Raw genomic sequence first — 26,850 nt, forward strand, 5'->3', positions numbered from 1 at the left:
ACACCTCTTGTTGTTTGCTATTGCACCTAATCCAATAGTGGCGCCTTGACGCCGATCTCAACAAGAGGTGTTCATCCCATCATCCATGTGCGCTTATCTCAGGCCATCCATGGCCTTCGAAATTCCCGGAAAGGCCACGGCTGCCCGGCCCTCTAGATTACCAATACGCCGTCCCGGACAAGAAAGGTTAAAGCAGTTCTCCGTTGGCATCAGCCGGCTCAGCTTCCTGCTTTTCCTTCGGTACCGGCTTGGGCATCAGCTTCTCGCGGATATTGGTTTCGATTTCGTTGGCAATTTCCGGGTTCTCTTCCAGGAACTTGGCGGCATTCGCCTTACCCTGACCGATCTTGTCGCCCTTGTAGGCGTACCAGGCGCCAGCCTTATCAACAAAGCCTTCCTTCACGCCCATGTCCAGCACTTCGGCCATATGGTAAATGCCCTTGCCGTACATGATCTGGAACTCGGCCTGCTTGAACGGTGGTGACACCTTGTTCTTCACAACCTTCACGCGGGTTTCGTTACCGGTCACCTCGTCGCCGTCTTTCACCGCGCCAATGCGGCGGATGTCCAGGCGAACGGAGGAATAGAACTTCAGCGCGTTACCACCGGTAGTGGTTTCCGGCGAGCCAAACATTACACCGATCTTCATACGGATCTGGTTGATGAACACCATCAGGCAGTTGGCGTGCTTGACGTTACTGGTCAGCTTACGCAGCGCCTGGGACATCAGGCGGGCCTGCAAGCCCACGTGGCTGTCGCCCATTTCACCTTCGATTTCCGCTTTCGGGGTCAAAGCGGCCACGGAGTCGACGATAATCACGTCAACCGCGTTGGAGCGAACCAGCATGTCAGCGATTTCCAGCGCCTGCTCACCGGTGTCCGGCTGGGAAACCAGCAGCTCGTCCACATTAACGCCCAGCTTTTCCGCGTAAACCGGATCCAGTGCGTGCTCGGCATCGACAAACGCGCAGGTTTTTCCGGCTTTTTGAGCTTCAGCGATGACTTGCAGGGTCAGCGTGGTTTTACCGGAACTCTCAGGCCCGTAAATCTCACAGATACGGCCGTACGGAAGACCACCAATCCCCAGCGCCACGTCCAGGCCCAGCGAGCCGGTGGAAACCGCTGGAATGGCTTCACGGGGCTGGTCGCCCATTTTCATGACGGCGCCTTTGCCAAACTGGCGCTCAATCTGCCCGAGTGCTGCGCTTAGTGCTTTCTTGCGATTGTCTTCCATCATCCAAACCCTCGTTAACTGGCTACTGGTACATCCCGGTTGCCAGCAGCTGAAACCTCAAAGCGCTGAACCTGTACAGCACTTTTCCTGTATATTTGAACAGTATTAAAACACAAGCGCTCACAGAGACCAACCCCCTGCAGGCGTGAAAAAATCAAAGGGGTTCGAGAAAGCGGGTAACTCCCTGCAAGGCATACAAAACCGCCTGCCGGCGCACGGCCTCCCGGTCACCCTCGAAATGCTGGAGGCTGGTTTTCATATGCCCCGGCCCGCTGCCCCAGGCAAACCAGACCGTGCCAACCGGCTTTTCTTCGCTGCCCCCACCTGGCCCGGCAACGCCACTGATAGCCACCGCGACATCCGCTCCGGTTGCGCGGATTGCACCCGCGACCATCTGCCGAACCACTGGTTCGCTCACGGCACCGTGCTCGCCGAGCACTTGGGGATCCACACCGAGGATCATCTGTTTGGCTTCGTTGCTGTAGGTTACCAGGCCCGCCATCATGTAGGCGGAGGAACCGGCCCGGTCAGTCAGCACCTTGGCCACCCAGCCGCCGGTGCAGCTTTCGGCGGTGGCGAGGGTAAGACCTTGTTGCTCTATAAGTTCCGCCAAGTGGTTGCCTGCCAACTGCAGCTGTTCATCCGTTGCCTTCATCCTTTCCCCTTAACCAAGCTTCGTTCCGTTCCATTGGGCTTTCTGTTCTCCTACAATCACACCTTTTGTCCGAAACTCCCCGAATCCGTTCGTTTAATGTCGGGAAGTTTCCGTTCCGTTTCGAATTGCCACTATACGTAAAGTACCAGCTTTCCGGCCAACGCCGGTAGGGCATGAGGTACAGGGAGAAACAGATAGTGAATCAGCCACCAAACAGCCAAAGCCGCTTTCCCACAACTGCCATCATCGCCATTTTACTTTCTACCTTGATGCTGGCAGGCACGGTGGCGTGCGAAGAGAAAAATCATCGCTATTCATTAAATCAGGGTTGGGAGTTTTATTGGCGGGCGTTCGTACCCACTGGGCAGAAGCCTATTTCACATGAACCTCTGACCACTCAGCTGGCGCTGCCGGGCAGCTGGACTCAGCTCATCGCTGAAGGTAAACCACTACCACCAACAGGCTTTGCCACGTACCGGAAGGTGTTGGCTTTACCGGAAACCTCCGAGCGCTTGGTGTTGCGCATTCCCATGGTGTATTCGGCCTACCGGTTGTTTGTGAATGGCGAACTGGCCGCCCAGGTGGGCACGCCGGGCAAATCAGAGACCGCCACCCGGGAGGATTACGGCGAGCGGCAGGTGATTCTGGATACCGCCGATGAGCGGGTGGAGCTGGTGTTCCATGTGAGCAACTACCACTCCCGAAATGCCGGCTTTCCGAAAGTGCCCATGCTAGGCGCGCCTAATGAGATCAAACAGAGCCTCGCCACTGAGTTGATCACCAACAGCGTCCTGACGGGAGGCTTTCTGTTGATTGCCCTGTCACAGCTTGCGCTGTTTTTTATTCGCCGGGAGTACACTTATCTGCTCTTTTCGCTGTCTGTCGGGGCCTGGGCGCTGCAAACCCTGCTCTCCGGGCAGTTGCTGAGTTATTACGGGTGGCATGTACCGCTTTCTGTTGCCCGGCCCCTGGATGGCTTTACCGCGCTGGCTTCCGGCGTTACCTACCTGCTGTTTCTGTCCACGCTGTTCCCCCGTTATATTCCCATGCGCTGGACCCGTTGGGTGGTGCTCACGCTGGTGATTTATGGTGTGGTGGCGGTGTTTTTCCCCGGCATGCCGCGCAGCCTTACCATTGGCTGGTTGCTATATTTTGTGGTGGCCACGCTGGTTCTGGCCCTGGCGGGAGTGGTTCGGGCCTGGTTGAACAAGCACCCGGAATCGTCATTGATCTTGCTGGCCAGCGCAGTGATTGCGGCCACGGCCACCATTCAGATTTACTGGATGAACGAATCCGGTATTCGCGACATTATTGTCGGTTTTGGTTTACTGGCGGCCATTGGCCTGCACGCCATTACCCTGGCCCGCCGTTACGCCCGTGCCTTTGAGCGCACCCAGTCGCTGGAAGCGGACTTGCGCAGGGCCGACCGGCTGAAGGACGAATTCCTCGCCAACACCTCCCATGAGCTGAAAACACCGCTGCACGCCATTGTCGGGCTGGCCGACACCCTGCCCCGGGATAACCCGGCACAGCGTAAAACCATTGACCTGATCATGCACAGCGGCCACCGGCTCGCGCGTTTGGTGGAGGACATTCTGGCGTTCACGAAAATTCGCAATGATGCGCTGGACATCCGGCCCGAGCCCGTGGCGGTTGCCCCGGTTATGGAAGAGGTGGTCACCACCTGCCATCCACTGATTGGCCAGCGCCCGGTGCGCCTAGTTACCCAACTGCCCAACGGTTTACCACCGGTGATGGCGGACAGCGACCGGCTGTACCAGGTGCTTTTCAACCTGATTAGCAATGCCATCAAGTTTACGGATGAAGGCACAATTACCCTGGCGGTGGAGCAAACCGGTGAGGCATTGTGCTTTCGCGTGGAAGACGACGGCATTGGTATTCCGCAAGACGAGCTCAGCCGCATGATGAAGCCCTACGAGCAGGGGCAGGATTCCTCTCTGGACGGCCACGGGGGCGTGGGCCTGGGCCTGGCGATCAGTCGGCAGATTCTGCTGGCCCATGGTTCCGACCTGACCCTGCGTCCGGCACAAACCGGCGGGCTGTTGGCGTCTTTTTCCCTGCCCGTGAGCCACGAGCCTGTGGCTGGCCAGGATCGCCTGCGCCGGACATCACGGGAGAACGTCATTCAAGGCTCGGAAATCGGCGCTGACTGCCTTGTGTCCTCGCCTTCGTCCACGAAGCCTACTGTCTCAGCGGATTCAACCGCCCGCGTTCTGGTGGTGGATGACGACGACACTTCCGCCATGGTGCTGCAGCAACAACTGACCCAGGCGGGCTATGCCGTTGACCGGGCTGCCAATGGCCCGGAGGCGCTGGCCGCAGTTGCCAAGGCACCGCCACAACTGGTTTTACTGGATGTGATGATGCCCGGCATGAGCGGCCTGGAAGTGTGCCAGCATCTGCGTGAAGACCACGACCCCAGCACCCTGCCGGTGATTATGGTGACCGCCAGGACCAGGCCGGAGGATGTGCTGGAGGGCTTCAACGCCGGTGCGAACGATTACCTGGCCAAGCCATTCTACCGCCAGGAAATGCTGGCCCGGGTGCGGGCCCAACTGACCATTAACGAAAACGAGCAGATGCGCTGGGAGTTGCAGGAGTCCCGCCGGAAACAGGCGCAAGCCCCGGCACAGGCAAACGAAAGCCCCCGCTCGCTGCTGGTCCGGCTGCTGGAGAAGTGCGTGCAAACCTGGGAACTTGAAACCGGCCAGCCCCGGGCCGATCTTGCGGAGCAAAGCGGCCTCTGGACCGTTACGCTGGATGGCTCTGTGCGCAAAACCCGAACGCTGGATCGTTATCTTTCGGAGGATTCCCTGCCAAAGCGGCCGCGCTGGGGCGTGGTGAGCAAGACGGCGGATTTTGTGAGGGAGCAGTTTCCAAAGTCGGCCCACGCACGGGAGGTGGAGCAGTTGCAGAAGCGGTTACAGGCTCTCCTGAGCGCCCACTAGGAGGCGCTCAGGGATGTTGGGGAAATCCTGGAGCAATCAGTGCAGTTCGGGCTCTGGTTCGGGGTGCTTTTGGGTTTCAGCCTGTAGTTTGATGTGTCGGTCAAACAGGCTGTTGGAGCTGCCCAGAGAAATCAGATGCGCGTAGATCGCCCCCAGGAAGCCTTCCTTGTGCAGGGCCAGTATGTCTGCGTCGTCCAACTCAAGGAATGCCTTTTCGTCGATACCATAGAAATCATTGATGCTGAACTGCTCACCACTGGGGTGACGCAAATCCAGCCGTTTTTTCTCCATCAACTTCAGTTCTTTCATGCGATCGACAAAAGCCTGGGTGCGACGCATTTCGACCGTGAAACTTTGCAGGAACTGGATAACCTCCTGCAGGTAGTCCGTGTTCTTGCCCTCTTCATCGAACAGGGGCTCGCCCTCTTCTTCGCTCCAGCCGTCGTAATCGGCATCAAAACACACCGAGAAATTGTCGTTTTCGGTATCCGCCAGCACGAAGGGGTAGCGGCGCACAAAGGCCGGTACGTAGGTGCCGGTTACCCAGTCGCCCTGTTCATCCACAAAACTGTTGGTTTCAGGCTTCAGCCCCAGCAGGGCTACCGGAGTTTGCGCCTCGCCTTCACCAACAAACAATATCGGGTAGTCTCGGGCGGCCTGGTGAAATTCCTGCAGGGCGAGCGGCACCAGGTGGGTTTTTCGGGCAAAGGCGAAATCGCTTCTGCGTTGCAGTTTCAGGTTCTTGTGCGCGTCGCGATTCAACAGGGTGATGTTGTTGTAGAAAATCTGGGCGCTCATGCGCTGGTCTCCTTCGTCTTGTTTGTTCGAGCTTTAGAATTTCCAGGTTGTCTGAAACAGAAGCTGGCCGCTGTCCTGGTCGGGCACCACGTCCGTCATTGCCGCGGAGTACACTGTGTTTACCGTCAGCCTTTTATTCCACCGGTATTGGAGGCCCAGACCGACACTGGCCAGTGTGTCTTCCAGGAGGTTTTCGTCGTCTGCATAACCTGCATCAATCAGCAGAGAGGTTTCCCAGCCCGGCGTGAATTGCCAATGGGTTTCCAGGCTGGCGTCTATGCCATGGGGTGCTGACACAACACCCGAGACGTAGCCGCGTACGCTGCTTGGCCCCCCGAGCTGAAAGAGCAACGTGGATGGCAGGGTCTGGTCTTCCAGCGCGTACTGCCAGCGGCTTTTGATGACAAGCCGCACGGTTTCGCCCACGCTGCGTTGTGAATAGAGATTACCCTTGAAGGTTTGGTAATCGCCTTCATCGCCGGTGATCAGGTTGGTGGTGTCGGCGAACACAACGTTTTGAACGTACCTGACATACCAGGGCGCCTGCCGGAACTGAACGGCCAGGGAGGCCTGCATGCGGTCAACTTCGGTTTCCGACAGCGGTATGTCACCTTCGAAGGTGGTTTCTGATTGCGAGCTGTTATATTCAAATCCGCCTTCCAGCATCCATGCGGCATCCAGCCACCAGGGCTGGTTGAACCCCAGGCGCCACACCTGCGACTCCCCTTCAATGCCGAGGTCGGTATAGGGGCCGTTGATGACTTCCAGGTTATTTCGGCTGTAACCTGCATAGATACCCCCGTTGTAGCGGTTGACCGGTACCCGGTATTCAAGATCGCCGTATACGGTGCCCTCGGTGGCGATCGCGGCCCAGCTCAGGGAATCGCCCCACCCCAGTGGGGAATTCCATTCGCCCACACTGCCGTACTGCCACTCACCGGAGCTTTCGCTGCCGTAGTTATTAGCCAGCAATTGTGCGTTTATTCGCCCGGGTTCAACAGGGTCCAGCAGTACGCGGGTTGTTCCGAACTCGTCACCCGCTTTCAGGTCCGCTGACAGCATGGGGCCTGGGGTGGTGGCATTCAGCCGCTGAAGGGCGTCCAGCAGGCGGTTGGTTTGTAGCACGGAGCCGGTTTGCAATTCGGGCAGGCGCGAGCGATAGAACCGCTCACTGACCCGTTCCGGCTTATTGACCCATTCCACTCCGTCGATTTTTGCTTCTACCAGTACCACGCGCAATTCACCATTGCGGATCTGCTGGGGCGGGATAATGGCACGGGCCGTCAGTAGCTTGCGTTCACGATATTCCCGGTTGATCTCCAGCAGCAGCTCATTCAGATCCTCAAAGCCAATTTCCCTGCCTACATACTGGCCGGCAACGGATTGCAGCCACTCGTCCGACAGGAAACTGGAGGCGTTAAAACGGATGCTCTTGAGTGTGAAGCGCTGGTCGCCCTCCGGTAACAGCTCCGGGTCTGGCTGGTCAGCATTGAGTGCCGGCACTTCAATGCGGTTTGCCCGGGAGCGCTCTTCGTCTTCTTCCTGAAGTTGTCTGGAGCGTTCGCGGTCCAGGTTCGGGTCAAACACCTGGGGGCGCTGCTGTAATTCCGGAGGCAGTGTCTGGGCCTGGGCCGGCGCGAAGAAGGCCACGGGCACTAGAAGACAACCCATGCAAACCGTGCGGATATCAAATTTCATTGTCCGCTCCATCCACGCCGGTTGAGCCGACCATTACGCCGTTCTCCATCATCGTTTCCCAGTCACGCAGATTCACACTCAGGCCAAATTCCAGAAAGGCGGCCAGGTCATATCCGGGCATCGGCATACGGCTCCGGGCGGCCAGAGGCAGATCAACCGGGGCGTTCATCCACTGCTGGGTTCGGTCGGCATAGCGGGCCGCGGAACTGCCGCCGTACATAACGCCGCCTTCACTCTCGTGATCTTCCATGTAGTTCGGAACCATGACCTGGTGGGTGTGATCACGGTGCAGTACAAACGCATTGGTTTGCGTAACGGTGTTGGTTTGGTCGAACCAGAAGGCTTTGTCCTGCTCGCGCAGTTGCACGTTGACGCCGGCGTATACCGGGTTCACGTTGTCTGCCAGCAAATGGGCAGAGGGTGTTTGCATGTCAAAGCGATCTATGTACTCGGCCTGATCAAACCGAACCTGTTCGCCAGAGACCGCCAGCCGGGTGTCTCTGACTCGGTACAGCTCACTTTCTACAGCATCTGCGTTGATGATGGCGGTCAGCTGTTCCGCTGGCTCTGCCACCCGGCCTTTTGCATTGAAGTCCAGGGAACCGGTGCCGGTGTGATCAAGCTGGCCGATGTTGATGTAGGCGGATGCGATTTCCAGCGCGGACCGGCTTCTGGCCTGGTCTATTGAGACGCTGTTGCCGCTGTCGAGCTGGATCCAGTCGCCGGCCAGCTCATTGATGGCCAGTGAACCATCAGAGGCGTAGTTCCTGCCGTCGGCGGTACCAACCCGGATATTCACCTCTTCGTTGGCAAGCGCCCGGTCAAGCGCCAGTTCGCTACCTCCAGTGGTTACATCCATCCAGGCGCCGGCCAGCAGTTCGGGTGTGACCAGGCTGGCACCGGTATCCAACCAGACCGAGCTGGCTCGGGATTGTATGCCGCCCGCGACTTTCAGATTCTCGCCGGTAGCGGCATTGATACGGTCAAGAGCAGTCATTTCTCCGGCCACCCGTAGGTCGCCGTCAACCTGGATGTCCATGGTGCCATTGGCCAGAACGTCTTCCCCCACGACGACATTGCCGGTGGACAGCAGGGTCAGGTTGCCGGTGTCGTAGATGTCGTACTCACTGTCAACATCGGCACCGGCGGACAGGAATTTTTCAATGTTGATATCACCGTCGGCCTCGAGATAAACGTCCCGCCCGGCGCGGAGTGATTCCATGTTGATGGCTTCACCAGAGGTGACGGTAATATCCCGCCCGGCCTCGATGGCACCGGTTAACACGATGTCTTCGCCGGTGCCGATGGTGAGATCCCGCCCCGCCCTGAGCGACAGGGAGCCGCCGTATTGGGTGTCGTCCACCTTCAGGCGGCCTCCGGCGACAATACCCAGATCCCGGGCTGCAATGGCGCGTGCGCCAGTGATATCGGTGCCGGCTTCCAGAAGCAGGTCCAGCCCCAGTGATTCGAGCTGGCCAAAGATGAGTTCCTGGCCGGCGACCAGTTCCATGGTGTCACCAGAGGTGGCGTTGCCGCCCCGGATATCTTCTTCCGCCCTGACGTTCAGCGCGGTTCCGATCTCAAGGTCGGCGGGCGTTAACGGCACATCGTCCTGCTCCGGGTGACCGAAAGAGACAGTTGCCGCAGATTCCAGATCCGCTTTGCCCGAGGCTCGCAAGCCGCGAATGGCCAAGTCACCTTCAGAGGATTCGAGGTAGGCATCGCCATAGGCCGTTGCCTGGCCAATGTCTATTTCATCAACGCGGACATCAAAGTGCCCGGTGTTGACGTTTTCCGCCTCAAGGCGGCCGTCACCGGCAATGCGAGTGTCGCCATTGGTTGCCATCAACCGGCCAACGGACCAGCCATCCAGCTGATGCAGCCAGATTGAGCCGTGATCGGATTCCACCGCGTCCATTTGCCCCAGCGATACCCGCAATGGCACGTCGGACTCACCGATATCGGACGCCGCCCGGATGCGGGAGCCCGAGACCGAAGCTGCCGCCATGATGTGGGCTTCGCTTGAGTCGTAACCCTGAATGGCGCCACCGCTGAGCAGTTGGAAGATGCCGGAGCCGGTTTCTATCCGGTTCAAGGCAATGTCGCCTGCCGCCTCAATATGAAGGCCTTCACCGGCGGTCACATGGTTTTTAATATCCAGCGACGGGTTATCCGTGCCGGTTAGTTGTAACCTGAAATCACCGCCGGTAGTGAAGCTATTCAACTGTGTGGTTGAGGCGGATTGCAACCAGGCACCGCCTGCCTTGGCGGAGCCTGTCAGCTCACCGGCACCTTCGTTAAAGGTATAGCGCAGCAGGGATGCTGCCGAGGCAATTGAGCCGCCCGCGTTGATGGTGAGATTGTCGGCGGTAATACCGGCGCCTGTGATATCGCCGGATGCTTGCAGGCTGGCATTATCACCGGCGGCCAACTCGGTGAACGCCAGAGACCCGTCAGCAACAAGTTGCACATGATCGCCAACCGTGCTGTCGCCCAGACTGATGCTGCCGGAACTTTCCACATCGGCGTAACCGGCAATATCGGCGGCACCCATGGTCAGCCCGGCGACCAGGGCTTCAAAGTAGCCTGACTGCCCCGCTGCTTGCGTGGTGCCGAGAGAGTGGATACCGACAGAGAGGGTGCCGACAGACAGGTTCTGGTTGCCAGTTATCATCACCGGACCGGCGTAGGCGCTGAGTGTGTCTGTCGACAAAGCGGAAGCCAGATCGAGATGCACGCCACCGCCCAGCGAAACCAATTCACTCAATGCGCCGAGGTTTGCTTTAAGCGCAGCATCTGCGTCGCCCATGGAGCCGCCGGCTTCGATGAAGGAGTCTTTGGTTGTGTTCGGAGCGTCGATGTGGACTCCCGCGCCTGTATCAGCACCGATAAGGCCCGCCACCTGTAAGCGAAGCTCTCCGTTCGGTGTTGTAAGCTCGCCAAGATCCAGTCGGCCTCCCACGGCCAGTTCCAGGCCTTGAAGGGCATAAACCGAGTCGACGGCAACGTCGCTCTCTGTCGACAACCAGGCACGGCCGTTATCACTGCGGGCGTTCAGCGTTCCATCATTGCCTTGCACTTCGAAGTTCAGTGCCTGCCCGCTCAGGCCAAGATTGCCGTGCGCGCGAAGGGTAATGTTATCGCCGGTAACATGGGTGCCATCCGCAAGGTTGCTATACAGTGCGCCACTGGAGGCTTGCAGGTAGACATCGTTTTCGGCGAACACCCGGCCAATTTCAAAGTCGCCGGACATCCAGTTCAGAGCAATGCCACCGCCGGCGGAACTGCCCAGCAGGGAGCCGCCCACGTCCAGATTCAGCGGTATTTGATCGGCCGGCCGACCCAGATCACCATCACCGGCCACCAGGCTCAAATCACCGTTTGTCTGTATACCGTGGTCCGCACCGGCCTGCTGCAGGATACTGTCTTGGGCCGCAAGGCGTGCGCTGCCTCCGGCGTGAATGGTGCTGTACTCCAGCGTGTCGTTCGCTTGTACAAACAGATCATCGCCCGCGTTTATGCGGACAATCCCTGTACTCTGGGTGAACAGCGGGGCGGTCTGCAGCACATTCAACGCCTCGGGGTTGCCCTGTTCATCCCTCAATATGGATACATCGCCCGGTGCAAAAGCGAGCGCCAGGGCGCCGGCCTGATTATCTGTAATGTTGCCATTCAACAGGCTCTGGTAATCAATCGTTACCGGTTCGTCCAGATGACCGACCTCCCGGGCAATGTCCAGATCCAGATGGTTGCCCTGGATAGTGGGGTCGGTTCGCCCTACCGGCGCACTGCCCGCAGGCTCCAGTGCGGCCTCGGATACGGCATGGCGTAGTTCGGCTTCGGTCCACACCGCCTCACGCATCAACCGGTCTATCTGCGACTGGCTCGCGCTGTACTGAAAACCCGGATTGTATTGATTAAACGCCTGGTCACTGGCCCAACCACCGCCGAGGGTGTCTTCCAGCTGACCGGTAATCACCTGATAGCGCTCGGCAGCGGCACTGGCCAGTACCTCATCGGTTAAATCTGTTTCTCCCCGAGCCTTCGCCATCATGCGATAACGCTCCAGGCTGTCCGCTTTCAGCTGGAACTGGCCATTGCTGACGTTCCCCATGGAGAGCAACTGCCAGTACTGGTGGTAGTTCTGCTCCACGCCATGTTCAAAGGCGGGTATGGTGTTGTTGCGAACAAAGTTTTCGGCGCCATAGCCGTCGGTGAGTTTCAGGCGGCTCCATACCGCCTGAATCTGCTCCTCACTGAGGGTGGACTGTGCGGTTCGCTGGTTTGCATCCTGTAACCCGCCATTGGTGACTGTGACCGAGACATCCCCCAGGCCTGCGTCAATCTTCTCAACCCAGAGATCCCCGGCTCTTTCGGTGATGCTGATGCCATCCGTTGCTTGCAGGTTCACGCGGCCACCCAGCACCCGGCCATCAGCAAGCACGTCTTCATGCGCTTCAATGCCCAGGTGGCCTATCCGGCCAGAGTCTACTCGCAGGTCAATGTTCCGCCCCCGCACATCGGTCGAGCGGTGACCACCTTCAAGGGAGCCAGCTGCCCGAACGAGCACGTCTCCCTCCGGGCTGGCGTCCAGGAGGTTCAGCCGGGCACCGCCATCAAGTGACAGGTTGACGGTGTCTGTTGCCTCAACATGCAGTGCACCATTGCGCCCAAGGCCCAGCTGTACGGCTTTATCACTGGCCCCGATGCCGCCGTTTTTGGCGATCATTTTCAAAGAATCGGCCCGGATGACACCGTCACGTGGATTATCAATAGCTTCTCCGGATTCGAGGGTTACCGCTCCGGTTTGGTTCAGTACGTCACCCTGCAACTGGAGGTTGCCGCCGCTTTTCACGGTTATGTCGCCTTCCAGCGCGCCCCGGAAATTAATGCCAACCGGATAATCCGCCTTTACCGAACTCCTGTACTGGATAGAGCCGGTGACTGGGAATTTATAGCGCCACAACGCCTCCCACTCGGATTCGCCGTTGTCGTAATAGGATGCATTAAAATCAAAGTTACAGTCAGAGCCTCGGCTGTCTCCACAACCGTTATAATGAATGGTGGAATAATCAAAGTCCCGGAAATCGCCGACGATTTCCTGCACGAATGCGGTGTCGCCCTTGCTCTTGTCCACTTCAATGGTTTTGCTGAAGCTGTAATCGGGTTTGTCACCACCAACCCAGCGCCAGTCGGTCACATATTCACTGGAATTGGCGGGTTCGAATTCTCGCTGGAAATGGGCGGTTTCTGTCCAGCTGTATCGCAAACCTTCCAGGGGCTGGTAGTCGGTGGACCGACCGCTCAGGCTGACAGCATTTCCGGCGTCGACAATGTCTGTATTCACTCCGTCAGCCACCAGACGTGTCAGGCCTTCATCGGTATTGTAGCGGAACCAGGTTGTGCGGTCTCGCAGGGTGTCCGCAATTTTGACAACGCCTTCGCTGCCCCGGCCGGTGTCAATCCGGTCCACGACCAGATCCAGTGAGCTTTTGTTGTTGATATCCACCTGACCGAAGCCGGTATTGACGTTGATCTTTGAGGCAGACTTGTAAGTATTCAGAATGTCGCCGCGCAGGTATACATAACCGCCGCCGGTCGCGTTAATTTCTTCCAGGTGAATCGTACCGGTCGCCAGATCAACACGCGGGGTATTATCCTGAGTGTAACCGGACCAGAGATTGGCCCTCCGGTGTTCCGTTTCCGTCCAGGTATGGGTGTAGGTGTCGGGCAAACCGGTCAGCCCCGTGCCTGTACCTGAAGCGGATTCTTCCCATTCCAGGAATTTGTTCCAATCCAGCAAACTCTCCCAGGGTTCCTGGGCACGCTCGACAAAATACTCATCCTCATACCGGCTCACATACAGAGTGTGATCGTGCGCTGAATACTCAAGCTTCAGGTCACTCTGCATGCCGGTGCTGTCAAATATGTGGCGAGGAACATCAACCATTCCACCGCCATAATAGGACGTAATGAAATCCGCGAGGCCGTTTTCATCAATATTTAAATCATCAAGCCCGATTTCCGGAGCGACTTTCAACAACAGACCGTCCTGGTCCACGAACGATGAGAGAGATGAAATCCCGCGAATGTATGCGGCCTTAAAGGCTTCCGGCTGCTCTTGCCAATAGCTGCGCTCTTCTTCACGCACTACCTCGGCAGTCCAGGTTGCGATTTGGGGAATCTCCACAACGCCTTGACCACCTTCCTCGGCCCGTTTACGCTCCAGCCAGCTTTCCAGAGCCCCGTCGCCGTTAAATTCCATCCAGTGATAAAGCTCTCGACCGGATTCAATAATGCCATTCAGGTCGATTTCCTTGGCCACGATCCCCACGGCTTCGCCAGCATTGATACCGGAGACTCTTGGATGCTCTATGTCGCCAAAATCTTCTATGCTGGTGCTTAGTGAAAGGTAGGGAATCAGGGGAATGCTGCCTATTTCGACACCTTTGAACCCACTGGTATACCAACCGGTGCCAAACTCACCAGCTTTGTCCTCTGTGCAAAGAGCATCTCCATTTGGGGAAGCGGGCCGACAACCTCCGAAAACGACCATGGTTTGGCCGTCCAAATCCCCATCATCGGGATCCTGAAACAACAGTGGCAGGTTGTTCTGCACTATCCGGTCACCATTGTTATAATCAGGATTAAAGTCGTACTCGGCGTTGACGACATACATCACCGCCTCGCCGACATCCTCGGTCAGTTCGTAGGCCGATGCCCAGATCTCGCGAGGGCCCTGGCCTGGCGACCAGTATCTGTCCGGAGAGTAGGAGATGAATGGCCCGTTGGGCACCTCAATCAGCACCTGTTGGCCACGGATGCTGCCCACCTGGATGTAGGCACCATTGGCCACTGTCATGTTGACCAGACCACCCGGATTGATCACATCCCCGACCTGGAAGAGAGAAGGGCCCGTTTTATCGTCGCCCAGACGCTGGTTATAGGTGTTCTGGATTCGTATTTCCGAGCTGTTATCGGCACCGGCTGTCTGTACATTGACGCCGCCATGAGCACTGGTAGCCCCGGTGTAATGCACTTCGCCGCCAAGATCGGCCGGAATCAGAGACGTCCCGAGCACCAGGTATTGGTCGCTGTCGTTGGTTACATGAATTTTCGGATTACCGCGAGCCTCAATTTTACCGTCGCCCTGAATACTGTCGGCATTGATTGTGACATTGCCGCCCGCAGCAAACAGGCCATCCAGTTTGATGGCGGCAACCTCTCGATCGGCGACGTACTGAACCAGAAGATCCAGCAACTCCTGGTCGTCAATATCATTCTCCACTTTCTCCCGGGGATTGATTCTTAATTGCTGGATCAAAGGGATAGCCACATCCCTTGACGTCACCTCATTGAGGGCCATGCCGTTAATAGTGATATCGCCAGATTCCGCAATCCGCAGATCCAGCGTGTTGAAGCGACCTGCTACTACGTCGCCATTGACCGTAATGTCTGCACTGGCGGTGTTGGTGCGGGTATCGTTACCCCCTTTGATGGGGATAAATCCCAACTGCTTGGCTTCGGAAAAGCCGTTACTGATCAGGCCATCGAAGCCTGCATAGCCACCCATTCGCACATCCCGGGCGGCGTTGATACTGGCGGAGTCCTGTACGGTAACCGCCTGATTGACCGTGCGAGTGACATCCGCATCCGCATCCCCAAGGGTCAGGACGCCACTGGTGTAGCTGTTGGCCGTTGATTTCAGATAAGCACTGTTGTATTCCACACCCTGCCGGTTGCTGCCCGCCGTGAGCCTGATATGACGATTGCCAAAGATGGAAGCGCCAGACTGGATGTCGATGCTCTGGTCGTCGGTCAGAGATACGCTGGTGTATGCATCGGAGGAACCGACACCCCCTGACAGGCGACCAGAGGCGTCTGCTTCGACAGCCGCACTCAGGTAGGTACTTGCGGAAAAGTCCCCGTTGGATTCCAGGCTGGCATCCGACTTGACGGTTACGTCATTGCGGAACATGGCATCGAACTTATTGGCAACACGGCTGACGGCAATGGCACCGCCGGTTGCCAGCGTCAGATTGTCCAGTATGTCGGTGACCGTGTAGGCATCCAGCGCCAGATAGGCACTGGCGGGATTGCTGGAAGCAATACCGGTTCTCAGGGTGGCGTTGCCACCAACCCGCACGTCATTATCCAGCGTGATGGACGTTGAATGCTGGGCTGCGTTCCCCGATGCCACGCCACCGGCGCCCGCGAGAACCGATGTTCCCTGGTGATTGTCGTCACCATGGTCACTGGTGATATCGACCGCTGCCGTGTAATGCTGATGCTCAAGGGTCAGTATTTCCGCATTGGCACCGATTACCGCTTCGTTTTGCCCCCGAACCTGGTCTTCGCTGATCGCGCCGCTGGCCTGAAGCGCCCCGGCTCCGACACTTTCGGCAAAGCTTCCATAACCAGGATTGTACTCACTCGACACGTTCACTTTTTGCGCGAGTATACGGCTTCCCTCGCCAATGGCCGCTTTGACCGTGTTATTGGTCAGGGTGTTGGTGTTGACGACATGGCCTGCAACAACACCACCACTGCCGGCCATGGCATGGGCGCGGTTGAGAGGGCTGGATGTTGCGGCAATATCCACGGCCCCGACGCCAAGGCTCGCCGTGCCGGATTCCCAGTGCCCAAGCGTTGCATTTGCCCCCAGCAAGGCTTTCGTTGTTGTGGTGTCATCAATATGGGAGATGGCTGTACCGGCAGCCGCAATCCCGCCAATCGTGATGCTGCTGGCATCGGACAGACCAGAGGCAGAGTTGGCCGCCAGCATATTCAGGTTGCTGCCACCCTTCATCGACAGGCCCGTGCCGGTTTCGGCTGTTACCGTGCTTGCCTGCTTAACCTCTGCCACCGAAGCATCCACACCCAATAGCAGGCCACCGGTCCCGCCCCAGGCCCTGGCCCGCACATCGCCTTCGTCGGTAAGGCTCCGGCGTTCAGCGGTGACAGACAAATCATTGCCGGAATCCAGCTGTACGTTATCGCCGGTTGATGCCGAAACATCCTGCTGGCTAATGGCGCGGGCAACCGATGCGCCCAGGCTGGCCCCGAGGCTGGCCGATGCCCCCATGGCCCGGGCCTCGTTAAGGCCATGGGTAAACGCATTGATATCGGCATCCGCTGCAATCAACTCGACGTTGTCGCCGATGCTGGCATGAACGCTAGCCTGATCCCGGGACTCCGCCACGGCGGCATTACCGGTTGCAACAATGCCAGCTGTGGCGCCCCAGGCTTCCGAGCTCACGTCGCCTGTCGTTGAAGCGTTAAGCTGCAGATTACCCGGGTTTTTGTCTTCTCCAACCACCGAGTTGTCAGCAACTTCGGTGGTAACTGTGCTGTCTCTTTCGGCAAACGCCGTGACAACGCCTGCAGCACCGACACCGGCATTGGCACCGTACCCCAGTGCCCGGATGTCAGAATCGTCCCGGGTGCTCATGGACAATGTACGATCAACAACGATGTCTCCGCTGACCGAGGATGTCAGGGTGTTTGCTGACTGGCTATCGGCAACCGCTGCCCCCAGGGCTACCGGGCCGGCAGAACCGGCAAAAGCTTCTGCTTCACGCACACCGGTCGAGCGGGTATCCATGAAAAGGCTTCGGGCCTCAAAGCTGTCCTGGTCTATCTGCGCCTTTACTTCTGCGGCCGAGCGGGTGTAGGCAAGCCCGCCGCCAGCACCCAGATAGGTGGTGCCAATGCCAACGCCGCCGGACAGATTCGTCACGTCGGTGCTTTCACGCGCATCGATATCGACAACCGCATTATTGGTCGCCCGGGTTATGCCGCCTTTGATGGTTGCTCCAACCGTGTCGGCTCTGGTTTCGGTAGCGGTGGTTTCCGTTCCCCGGTCGGCTTTTTCACGGGATTCGTCCGCCAGCTCAATGGCGCTGTTGCGCAAAGAACTGGTGCTGTCCCAGGCGGTTTTCATGCCGCTTTGCGAGCTGCCGGTATCGACGCCCCCAATCAGGGCCATGCCGACGCTACCGGCGATGGCACCGCCTCCCGAGCTGCCGGCCAGGCCAAGTGTCATCAGATCCATCGACCGGACTACGTCAGCATTCAAACGCAACCCGTTGGTCTTGACCTCGCTGTCGAGAATTTCTGCCTGCGTGGTGGTTCTCAGTATATTGGTGTTGACGGACATGCCACCTGCCGCCGCCACACCCAGGCCGGCGGAGCCGACATAACTGCCTATGTTGATACGGCTGATGGCATCGATTTCCACATCGGACCACCAGCTCATATTGGTGTTCAGCATGCGCGCACGAGTAACATCTTCCAATACCCGAACGGATACGGCACCGGCACCGCCCACGGACCCGCTTGCGGCCATGCCCGCAACGATGTCGGATTGCTGAACAACGCTGACGGCGTCCAGGCTGATTGTGTCATTTACTTCGGTTGTGGTATTGGCTCCAGCAGCGCCCAGCAACGCTTCTGTTGTTCCGGATGAAACGGTGGTTGCCACCGGCACGGCGGCAGCGGCCAGTGCGCCGCCGGAAAGCACGCCGACAGAGCTTCCGACATTGGCTTCATGCCGGGCCAGAACCGCAAGGTTTTCCGAGTGAAGCGTGGCACCGTAAGTTTCTGCGATTACTTTCGAGTCCAGCACATTCACAACAGCGCTACCGCCAAGGCCCAGCCCCAACAAAGCGCCACCAAAACCGGCGGCCATGCTGCCCACGGCTTCGCTGGCGCGGGCGTCGACATTGATATCACCCTCAACTTCAACATCGGTATTGGCCAGGCTCGCACGGGTTTCGCGGTCTGCCACGGTGACCGATGTGGCTCCGGCCGTTCCAGCAGCCGAGCCCAGGCTTCCCGCGAATGCCAGTGAGCCGACGGTCTGGTGGCTGGCCGCATTCAGGTTGAGTGACTGGCCATCTCCCGCCGTCAATGACTCGCCCTGTTCATTAATCAGGGACGTTTCGTTAACGCCGACATTGTCGATACTGGCCAGTGTTTGTCCGCCCAGCACGTTTACCGCCGCGTTGATGGCCACACCAGACCCACTACCCAGGAACGTTGCCACCAGGCTGGCACCGCCGGTTGGGGCGGAACCGAGCACGCCACCAATCAATTTCAGGATGGCGGTCGGGTCCAGCGAGGCACTGACGGTACCGCCGGCAGTATGTGCTTGCTGAACCGACATGGCGTTTACCGCCAGGCCGTTCACAGTCTTCATGCTTTTTTCAGGGCGGAAGTTGCTGAGTTGGTCGGCCAAGGCTTCCTGCTGGGCTTCGAAGCTGCGGTCTTCCTCTCCGGCGGATTCGTCCCTTGCCACGTTTTCAAGCGCACTGTCAGCGGCGAAGTTCTGTTCAAGTGCACCCGATGCCACTTGCTGGCCGTCATCGTTGTCACGGCCCAGGGCAAGCACTCGTGTGTTGTCGCCGCGAACCTGTGCTTTAACTTCATCCAGCAGCACATTCACGGCCCCGGCGATACCGGCTGCGCCGAATCCCAGCGAGAAGGCACCCGCACCAGCGAAAGCCCGGACCTGCTGGCTGCCCAGCGCGGTGATCAGCAGGTCATCCAACATGCGTACGTCCGCGCCATTGCGAATATCCGCGATGGTGGAGCCATCCAGAGCATTCACCACCAGAGAACCGGCTGCGGCAAAGGTGCCGGCGGCGGCGCCTGACACCACCAGGCTATTGATATCGGTATCGGACTCGGCATTGACCTTGAGATCATGCCCCTTGAGTACAGAGGCCGACGCGGTGCCATCGCCCTCAACGTAGGCGAGTACGTCAGTACCGATGCCATTGCCCGAGGCCACGATGCCGCCACTCGCGGTGGAAGCAACACTGCCACCGACACCGACCGACCAGATGGCCGAGGTATCTCGTGCATCAACATCAATCACCGTGGCCAGGTTCTCCTGGGATGTGCGGGATATGCCTGCTTCCACATGGTTGTTAATGGCGTTGGCAGACAGGACCCCACCAAGCGCCAGCCCGGAACCACCGGCGGCAGCGACACCCAGGGAACTGACAAGGCCACTGCTTTGGGCGGAAACGTCCAGGCGATCGTTAATATCCAACTGGCTGTCGATGACCCGGGAGCGCACGCTTGCATCGGACCAGCCCAGGGTCACGGCACCGCCAGCTCCAATACTCCCCGAACTAACACCGGCGGCACCCCCGAGCGACCAGGCATCGGCTGAGTCTTGCGCACGCACTTCGAGGGAATTCACCACCGCAGCACTGTTAGAACCGCCACTAATGCCGGAAACCCAGGCTTCTACATCAGAGCCAATCACGTTGACCGCAGCGGATATACCGCCGGCCACACCGCTGGTTCCCGCACCAGCCGCAGCAGCACTAACCGCAAAGCCCTGGCGCAGGGCTTCGACACTGACATCAGAGCCTGTAGTTTGCATATCAGAGTCAAGAAGTTCGGCTGCCGTGTCATGCCTGGTAACGTTAACGGATGCGGCGAGGCCCAGCGAGCCACCTTCTTTGCCAAACGCCGCCGCGCCGGCTGCACCCCAAAGTGACGACCGGTCGGTTGCCAGCAGGTTCAGTTCGCCGTCTTCAACGATAAGGCGGCTTCCGACAATGCGACTGTACGTGCTGCCCAGATCAAGGTTAAGGTTGAGGCTACCCGCCGAGGCAGCCAGTGACGCCACACCTGTTGCGGAATCCGAGGTGACATTCAGGCTTCTGGTATTGATATCGGAGGACAAAACTTCTGCCGCCACGGATGATTCAATCACATTAATGCCGGCACCAGCCGCGAGGGTGGTTTTGCTTGAGCTTACAACCAGATTACCCGCGCCACTGAAGATTTCGCGGCCATCTTCAGCGTTCACGTTCAGGGCGTTGGTTGCACCCTGCGCGCCGTCTGACACGACCGCTTCATCCACCGTTGCCCGGGTCTGGTTGGCTATCACGTTAACCGCAGTCGACGCCATGCCGCTGAAGCTGCCTGACCCACCCTGAACCCCGAGACCGGCGCTCAAGGCCATAATACGCGCACCATTATCGGCCCTGACGGTGACGTCTCCGGGCGTGGAGACCTCAACGTTCTCCAACTCGGCTGCCTGTTTTGAATAAATACCGTTATAAACGACCGTGGCGCCGGCGCTCATTTTCGCCGAATTCTGCTGCAGCAAGCCGGCTGCGCCAATAATTGAGCCGCCCAGACTTTTACCCGTGGTGGGTGAAAGGAAGTTGGGTTCTCGGGCCAGGCCATCCAGGTATTCTTCATTCTGCAGATCGGCGTCGCCTACGCTGACAGTGCTGAAATCGGGTAGCTGGGCACCAGTAATATCGAACCCTTCAGTCAGATTCCACAAGGTGTCGCCATCGGCACTGCCCAGATCGCCCAATCTGGTTGCCAGGGCCTGATTCTCGGCATCGCCGGAGGTGACAGACAGATCCCCGGCCAGGGATACGTCAAGGGGAGCGTCAACTGTGCTCTGGACACGTGCGCTGGTTGTGTTGGCGATGTTATTGATAACGAAAGCGCCAGCAAAGTTTGCTTGCTGGTCCTGCGAGCCAAGCCCTGCCACTCCGGCACCACCAAGCACCCGGGCGGGGCTGGCCGCGCTCACGTTCAGATTATTGAGGCCTTCATAAGAGCCATCAATAACCTCTGCGTGAGTCTGGTTGGCCAGCAAATTGAAGCTGACGGCCCCACCAATACCGGCGCGGCTACCGCCCTTGTAGAGAGAGCCGCCGCCTGTGGCGATGTTGTTGTGATCATACGCATTGACATTTAAGTCCGCCCCGGCACTGGTCAATTCAGTGTTGTCGATCAGTGCCCGGGTTTCGTTAAGCCCGATGGTCATGGACACCGAGGGGGTAACGGTTACGTCTGCCCCCTGAGCAATAGTGGTGCCAGTGCCAACGGCTCCCGACAATCCACCTCGTGCCGCTTCAATATTCACATCGGCGGCATTGGTTTGGGTAACTACGGAATCTGTGAGCCTTGCATCTACACGGTCAGCCAGGACGTTGAGGCCCAAGGCACCAGCGGCGCCCGCTTCGAACTCGGCATCCTCTGCGGTTTCACGACGCCAGGCCGCAGCGCCACCACCAGCGAACGTAATGGTTCTGCGGGTACCGCTGATATCAAGGCCTCCAATGAGTTCAACAGAGCTGTCGTCGACATAGGCACTGGTTTCTCCCAGTGAGACGTTTCCTGCTGCGCTGCCCGAGAGGTTGAAACCAAATTTTGCCTGTTGAGTCTGGGATGCCGTTCCTTCACCTTTGACATCACCCGCCAGGTTGTCGCTGTCTTTGAAATCTCCTTCAACCTGATCCCGGACTTTGTATGCCGCATCGTCGGTACCGGAATCACCCGTTGGCATGCTGCCGAGATTGCCAACCAGCGAGCTGAGCTTTTCGGTGGCGGAAAACGATGACAGTAATTTCCCTGAACTGCTGAGCGTCGAGCCGTCACTGGCCTGGCCCTGGTTCTTCAGTGTCTGTAGCCGGTTTTGCAGGGTGTCTGTTGCCTTGGTGACACTGCTTTTCAGTTTGTCTTTTATTCCGCCACCATCGTCAGTACCGCTTTTTTTGCCTCCACTTGTGGTACCTGCCACTCCCAGGCTCATCAGGCGGCCATCCGTTTTCGCGGAAACGTCTGCCGAGGCCGCCACAATCCGGCATTCGGGCTGGCCATCAGCGCCACAGGCACTTGTGCCAGTGCCGTTATCGTCCAGTTGGCCGGTATTGTCTCCGATGTAGGCCTGGGTGTTTGTATCTATCCAGTTAAGTGCCAGGCCAACACCGACTCCACCAGCCGTACTGTTACTGACCGCTCCGGCGGTGCTCCATACAATCAGGTCCTGGTCTGCGTTCAGATTCAAACCACCGTCAAGTGTGAGTGCCGCCCGATTGCTGATGCTAGCGTGAGTGCGGTTGTCCAGCCGGGTCAGTGCGAATGTGCCGTTCACGGCAAATGGTCCGCCGCTGGAGCCCATCTTGCCGGCCCCTGAGCTGGGGGTCAGGTTGATGATTAAGTCATTATTGTAGGACTTAATAGCCGCGCCACTTGCGCTGGTTACAGCAGCACCCGGAGCGATCCACGCCTCGGTGTGGGTGGAAAAGTCGGTAAAACTGAAGCCCAGGCCGACAGAGGCGTTATTACTTGTGGTGCCCGTAAGAAGAGCATTGATGTTTCCGGCGCCATTCAGTGAGTGCACATGACCTTGGGCCTGGACATCCAGGGAATCCGCCAGTTCCAATTGTCGAGACCCGGTAATTTCGCGGGTCAGTTCGCTGGCCCTTGCGATTGACAGGGAACCGTCCGGATCGGAATTTTCGGTGGCGATCTTTGCGCCTTCATCAATCCAGGCTTGCGCGTCATTTCGCTGGGCGAAATAGTTAACTGCCCCCGCAATATTCAGATTTTCCGCGGAGCCAGTCGCACTGGCGTAGCTTGTAAATAATTGCGGCCCCAGCAGTCCAACATTCATGTTGGCTTTTTGAGACAGGTTGAGGAGGTTGTCGGTGACAGCGGAAAACTCATCCCACTTACCCAGGTTCCACCAGGTCATCGCCATGGGTACATGCACATTGGCATCCACTTTCAGGGTGCCGGTGTTTATCTCGGCTTCTTTGCCGACCCAAGCCCTTGCGGAATTCTCATACCAGCCGGCGGCAATGGCCGCGCTCAGGCTATACGTTGCTGTGGGGTTCTCTTGCGTGGCTTCACCTTTTGCGGTGGATTCAACGCCGGAGGCAGCCGTGTTGTGCAAGCCAATGCCAGCAACTTTTTCCGAGGCATCGGGTGTGGACTGATAGTGAGTGCGGGCAGTAACGCTGGTGTTGCCGGTGGCGGTGATGCTTGCGCCATCGCTTACCCCTGCTTCGGTTTCAACCTTGCTGAGGGTGAAAGCCACCGCCGAGGCCAGTTTTGGCGTTGAGGTGCTGCCGCCTGATGGCGCAGTGGTGTTTTTGTCGGCAATGCCATTGGTGCCATAAAACCCAGATTTTGCGTAGGTGTTGATCGAACCAATAGCCTTGGTGAACATGTCGTATCGATTACCCGTCACCTTGTGCAGTGTTTTTAGCACCACACCACTGCCGGTTGTGCTGGTTGCTCTGGCAGCCATGGTGTCCAGGAAGCTGTCTGCGTTCACAACAACGTTTTCAGCACCGGTAACCGATCCCCCCAACAAAGCCCGGGTGGAGATGTCTGGAAACAGCAAACCGGCGGCAATACCCGCCTTGCCCGCCTGCCCGGCCATGGTTGTGGCTTTAACCGAGAGGCTGTTGCGAGCCAGGGCATTCACGGCCAGGTTGCCACTTTGAAGGTTCAGGGTTGTTCCACTCGCCACTTCTGCCCGGTTTTCGATATCGGCCAGACCTATGGATGCGGCGATACGGGCCGATTCGTTCGTACTGTGAATCATTGAATTCACCGACAGCTCGGACTGCTGCCGCGCATCCACGTTTATGTTCTCAGCGGTAAGCCGGGCACCATCGCCAATTTCGGCAACACTGCCACCGCTGACTTTACCGGCGATGAGATCCAGAGAAGCCCATTTACTGGCTCCCAGATTGTAGGACTGGTTTTTTGTGGTCTGGCTGGACCAGCTGTCCAGTGTAACGTCGCCCGTTGCGTTGATTTGTGCCGTGCCACCCACCTGAATGCTGGCATTTGCCCTGGCTTCCATGTAAGCCAATTCAAGTGGCAATTCAGACAATGGGGTGTTCACCTCACCGATGGTCAAATCAAAGTTTCCATCGGCAAGCTGCTCAAGGTAATCTGTGGTCAGGCCCACAGACGATTCCGCCGCTGCCATGACGTTCACGTTCGCCGCGTTTATCTGGCCATTCAGGTTGACTTCGGCATTGGTGGTGACGGGATCCCAGGCTAAATTGTCTGTTGCCGCTTTCTTATCATTTACTGCAATTTCAACGTCACCCGCGCCAGCTTCGACATTGTCGTCAACACGGGTATCAATATGGCCGCCTTCGTGCAGTGTGACCGATGAATTTGAGCGTACATGCGCATCGCCGCCCTTCGTTTCTATTGTGCCTGCTATATTCGTTGCGCCCTGACTGTCGACACTGACAGAAACGCCGGAGTCATCCTCCATCAGCGCAACCAGCTCGCCGCTGACTTCCGTAGTCTCGCTTGAGACGATGGAAATCACGCCATCCCGGGCTTGAATGTCATCGCCGGTAGCCATTCCTTCGACGTTCACGGAGGCCTTGAAAACGTCCAGAGCTGCATCATCAGCGCCCCCCTCAAGCCTGGCACCGTTTGCCACAACAACGGATGCACCGATGAGGCTTATCGCCCCTTTTGCGTTGATCTGCCCCTGGATCAGGATTTCTGCGTCTGCCGCCTGATCAAGCTCTCCCCGCATCAGCAGGCCGATGTGTTCATCCATTTCGATGCCACTGACGCCGGCATCGTCCAGGTTATCCAGGATTCGGCTCATTTCGTCGGGGGTTGGCGTGGTAACAACCAGACTGCCAACATTCACTATGCCGGCTGCGCCGACCACGAAGCCATGGGGATCGGCGAAGATAATATTACCGCCAATCCGGCCGCCCTTCATGCCATTCAGGGTGCCGTTGATTTGTGCCTGGGCATTATGGACAAGGTTAACCAGGTTGTCTGTTCCGGATGGCAGGTGCAGGTTTACCGTGTTCCCGGAAGCCACCTCGAATCGACCAAAAGAGTTGAACCCGGAGTTGCCCTTGACGGTACTCGTGGTGATATCGGTGACATTGCCATCGACCTGAACCGAAGTATCCGTCGACCCTTCCTTGGTGATGGTATTGCCAAGGACGATAGCTGGGGATGAAAGAAAAGACACGACCGCCACCGATAGCGGGTGACGACGAAATACCTTGGCTGGTTGGGCTGCTTGCTTCAGGCAACTTTGTTCAGAAACGGAATTGGAAGGGCGCGAAGTGGCCAGCGGCATTGGGCAGAACCTCCGAGATTGTTCTTATGGTGTAGACATCCATAACGGATGTTGGCCATAAAGCACTCCGGGCTTCTGGCCAAACCTGCTTACACACTGTTACTGACCACTTACCCTAATAGGTGTGCAGGCAAAACCAAGGAACAATTCGGAACAATATTTTTTTATTAAAAAACAACAACTTAAATCATCAATAATAATTCCATATCAGCGTTCCCTACCCGCTTGATGAAAAGCCTTGCGGACAGGCGACAAAAGATATTCAAGAACAGTGCGTTCTCCAAGCTTTATTTCCGCCATAACCTGCATTCCGGGAAAGAGATCATACGACTTCATTTCCGTAAACAGTTTCTGGTCATCCAAGCTAATCAACGTTCGATAGGTCAAAGGATTTGCATTGTTCGCTGCTTGTTCAGCGGAAGGCTGTTGACCGGCGTCCCGCGCATCTGCTGCAACATGCTCAACGTTACCATTAACCATGCCATATTTTTGGAACTGAAAAGCTGTAAGTTTCAGCTTTACATCCTGACCGGGACGAACGAAACCAACATCCTGATTCTGGAGCCATACTTCTGCTCGCAATGTGTCGGTCAGAGGAACCAGAGTCATCAGAATCGTACCTGGCTGGGTTACGGTACCGACAGTGTGCGTTGCCATATCTTTGACAACCCCATCCTGTGGCGCTTTGAGCTCCAACAATGAACGGCGGTGCTCTTGCTTTATCAGCTCTGCCTCGAGACGATTAATTTTCTCAGCCAGTTGCGCTCGCTGCTCCCTGAGCTGGCTCTCATTCTTGCTGAGCAACTGGCGTATCTTCCGTTGTGTTTGCTCCATTGCCGCCTTCTCACGGGCAATAATCAGGTCCTGAGCTTGGTATTCTTCCTCTTTTTCAATGCGCTTCCGTGTTTTATCAATGGCATCAAGCATGCCCACGTGAGCACTTTCCGATAATTTCAGGTACGCCTCTTCTTCCTGCTTGTACAGAGGTAAGACTTTTTCCAGCTTGTCTTTCGTTTCAACAGCAAGTGCAAGCTCTTTCTCTGCACGTTCCAATGCCGCCTGCTGTTCTGAAACAGCACTTGCTAGGGACTCCTTGTTCGATTCGTACTGGAGCCTAACCTCAGCAAATAGTGCACTGGGATCCCCTGGCTCCTTTACGAAATGAGCTCCTGTCAGTTCGGCTTCTATTCTTCGCAGGTTTAACTTTGATCTTTCTAGCTCCTCTAAAATCGAGTTGTAATCCGCATCTACCGTAGTTGTATCCATTCGCATTAAGGTTTGACCAGCTTTTACTCTCTCTCCTTCTCTTACGAGAATTTCGCGAATAAGCCCAGCCTCCGGAGGCTGAACAATTTTTACGTAGGTCGATGGAATAAGTTTTCCTTGTGCAACAGCAACAATATCCAAACGCCCAAATGCTGCCCACAGCAATCCGCATACAAAGAGCAATACAAGGATACCCAAGACAACTCGGGGGATCGGATGAGGCGGGGCGGTCTCCAACTCCAAGTGCAACAGCCGGGTTAATGAACACCTGGCGGTGCATCCTGTGTTCGCTTGATGAGATCCATAAAGACCTCCAGCG

At 57.4% G+C, this 26,850-nt stretch carries 7 protein-coding genes; 1 reads left to right on the forward strand and 6 read right to left on the reverse strand.

The genetic code is table 11. From position 1 onward, the window contains the following. Nucleotides 1–187 precede the first annotated feature (187 nt). Together recA and pncC are read right to left on the reverse strand one after the other, a co-directional pair. Complete coding sequence (recA, locus tag BY454_RS15130) at nucleotides 188–1,234, reverse strand: recombinase RecA (protein WP_104417425.1); 1,047 nt, start codon at nucleotides 1,232–1,234, stop codon at nucleotides 188–190. A gap of 154 nt (nucleotides 1,235–1,388) precedes the next feature. Beyond that, nucleotides 1,389–1,889 (reverse strand): nicotinamide-nucleotide amidase, encoded by a 501-nt coding sequence (gene pncC / locus BY454_RS15135; RefSeq protein WP_104417420.1) that lies wholly within the window; start codon nucleotides 1,887–1,889, stop codon nucleotides 1,389–1,391. Nucleotides 1,890–2,374: 485 nt separating this feature from the next. On the opposite strand from pncC, the gene BY454_RS15140 reads away from it, so the two are divergent. Next, nucleotides 2,375–4,858 carry a response regulator gene (locus BY454_RS15140; RefSeq protein WP_219820655.1) on the forward strand — a complete coding sequence of 828 codons (2,484 nt, stop codon included), beginning with the start codon at nucleotides 2,375–2,377 and terminating at the stop codon, nucleotides 4,856–4,858. Between the two features lie 36 nt (nucleotides 4,859–4,894). On the opposite strand, the gene BY454_RS15145 is transcribed toward BY454_RS15140, so the two are convergent. The 4 genes from BY454_RS15145 to BY454_RS15160 form a co-directional block, all read right to left on the reverse strand. Next, nucleotides 4,895–5,656, reverse strand: coding sequence for a SapC family protein (locus BY454_RS15145; RefSeq protein ID WP_104417421.1), 762 nt, complete (start codon nucleotides 5,654–5,656; stop codon nucleotides 4,895–4,897). 33 nt (nucleotides 5,657–5,689) lie between these two features. Further along, entirely contained in the window at nucleotides 5,690–7,354 is a 1,665-nt protein-coding gene (locus tag BY454_RS15150) for a ShlB/FhaC/HecB family hemolysin secretion/activation protein (protein WP_181049718.1), read from the reverse strand. Continuing rightward, entirely contained in the window at nucleotides 7,344–25,154 is a 17,811-nt protein-coding gene (locus BY454_RS15155; RefSeq protein WP_181049719.1) for a leukotoxin LktA family filamentous adhesin, read from the reverse strand. Before BY454_RS15155 ends, BY454_RS15150 begins: the two co-directional genes overlap by 11 nt. 318 nt (nucleotides 25,155–25,472) lie before the next feature. Further along, a partial coding sequence (locus BY454_RS15160) for an HlyD family type I secretion periplasmic adaptor subunit (RefSeq protein ID WP_146082724.1) occupies nucleotides 25,473–26,850 on the reverse strand: 1,378 nt, incomplete at its 5' end.

This window comes from Marinobacter persicus (genome assembly GCF_002934325.1).
Taxonomy (GTDB): Bacteria; Pseudomonadota; Gammaproteobacteria; order Pseudomonadales; family Oleiphilaceae; genus Marinobacter; species Marinobacter persicus_A.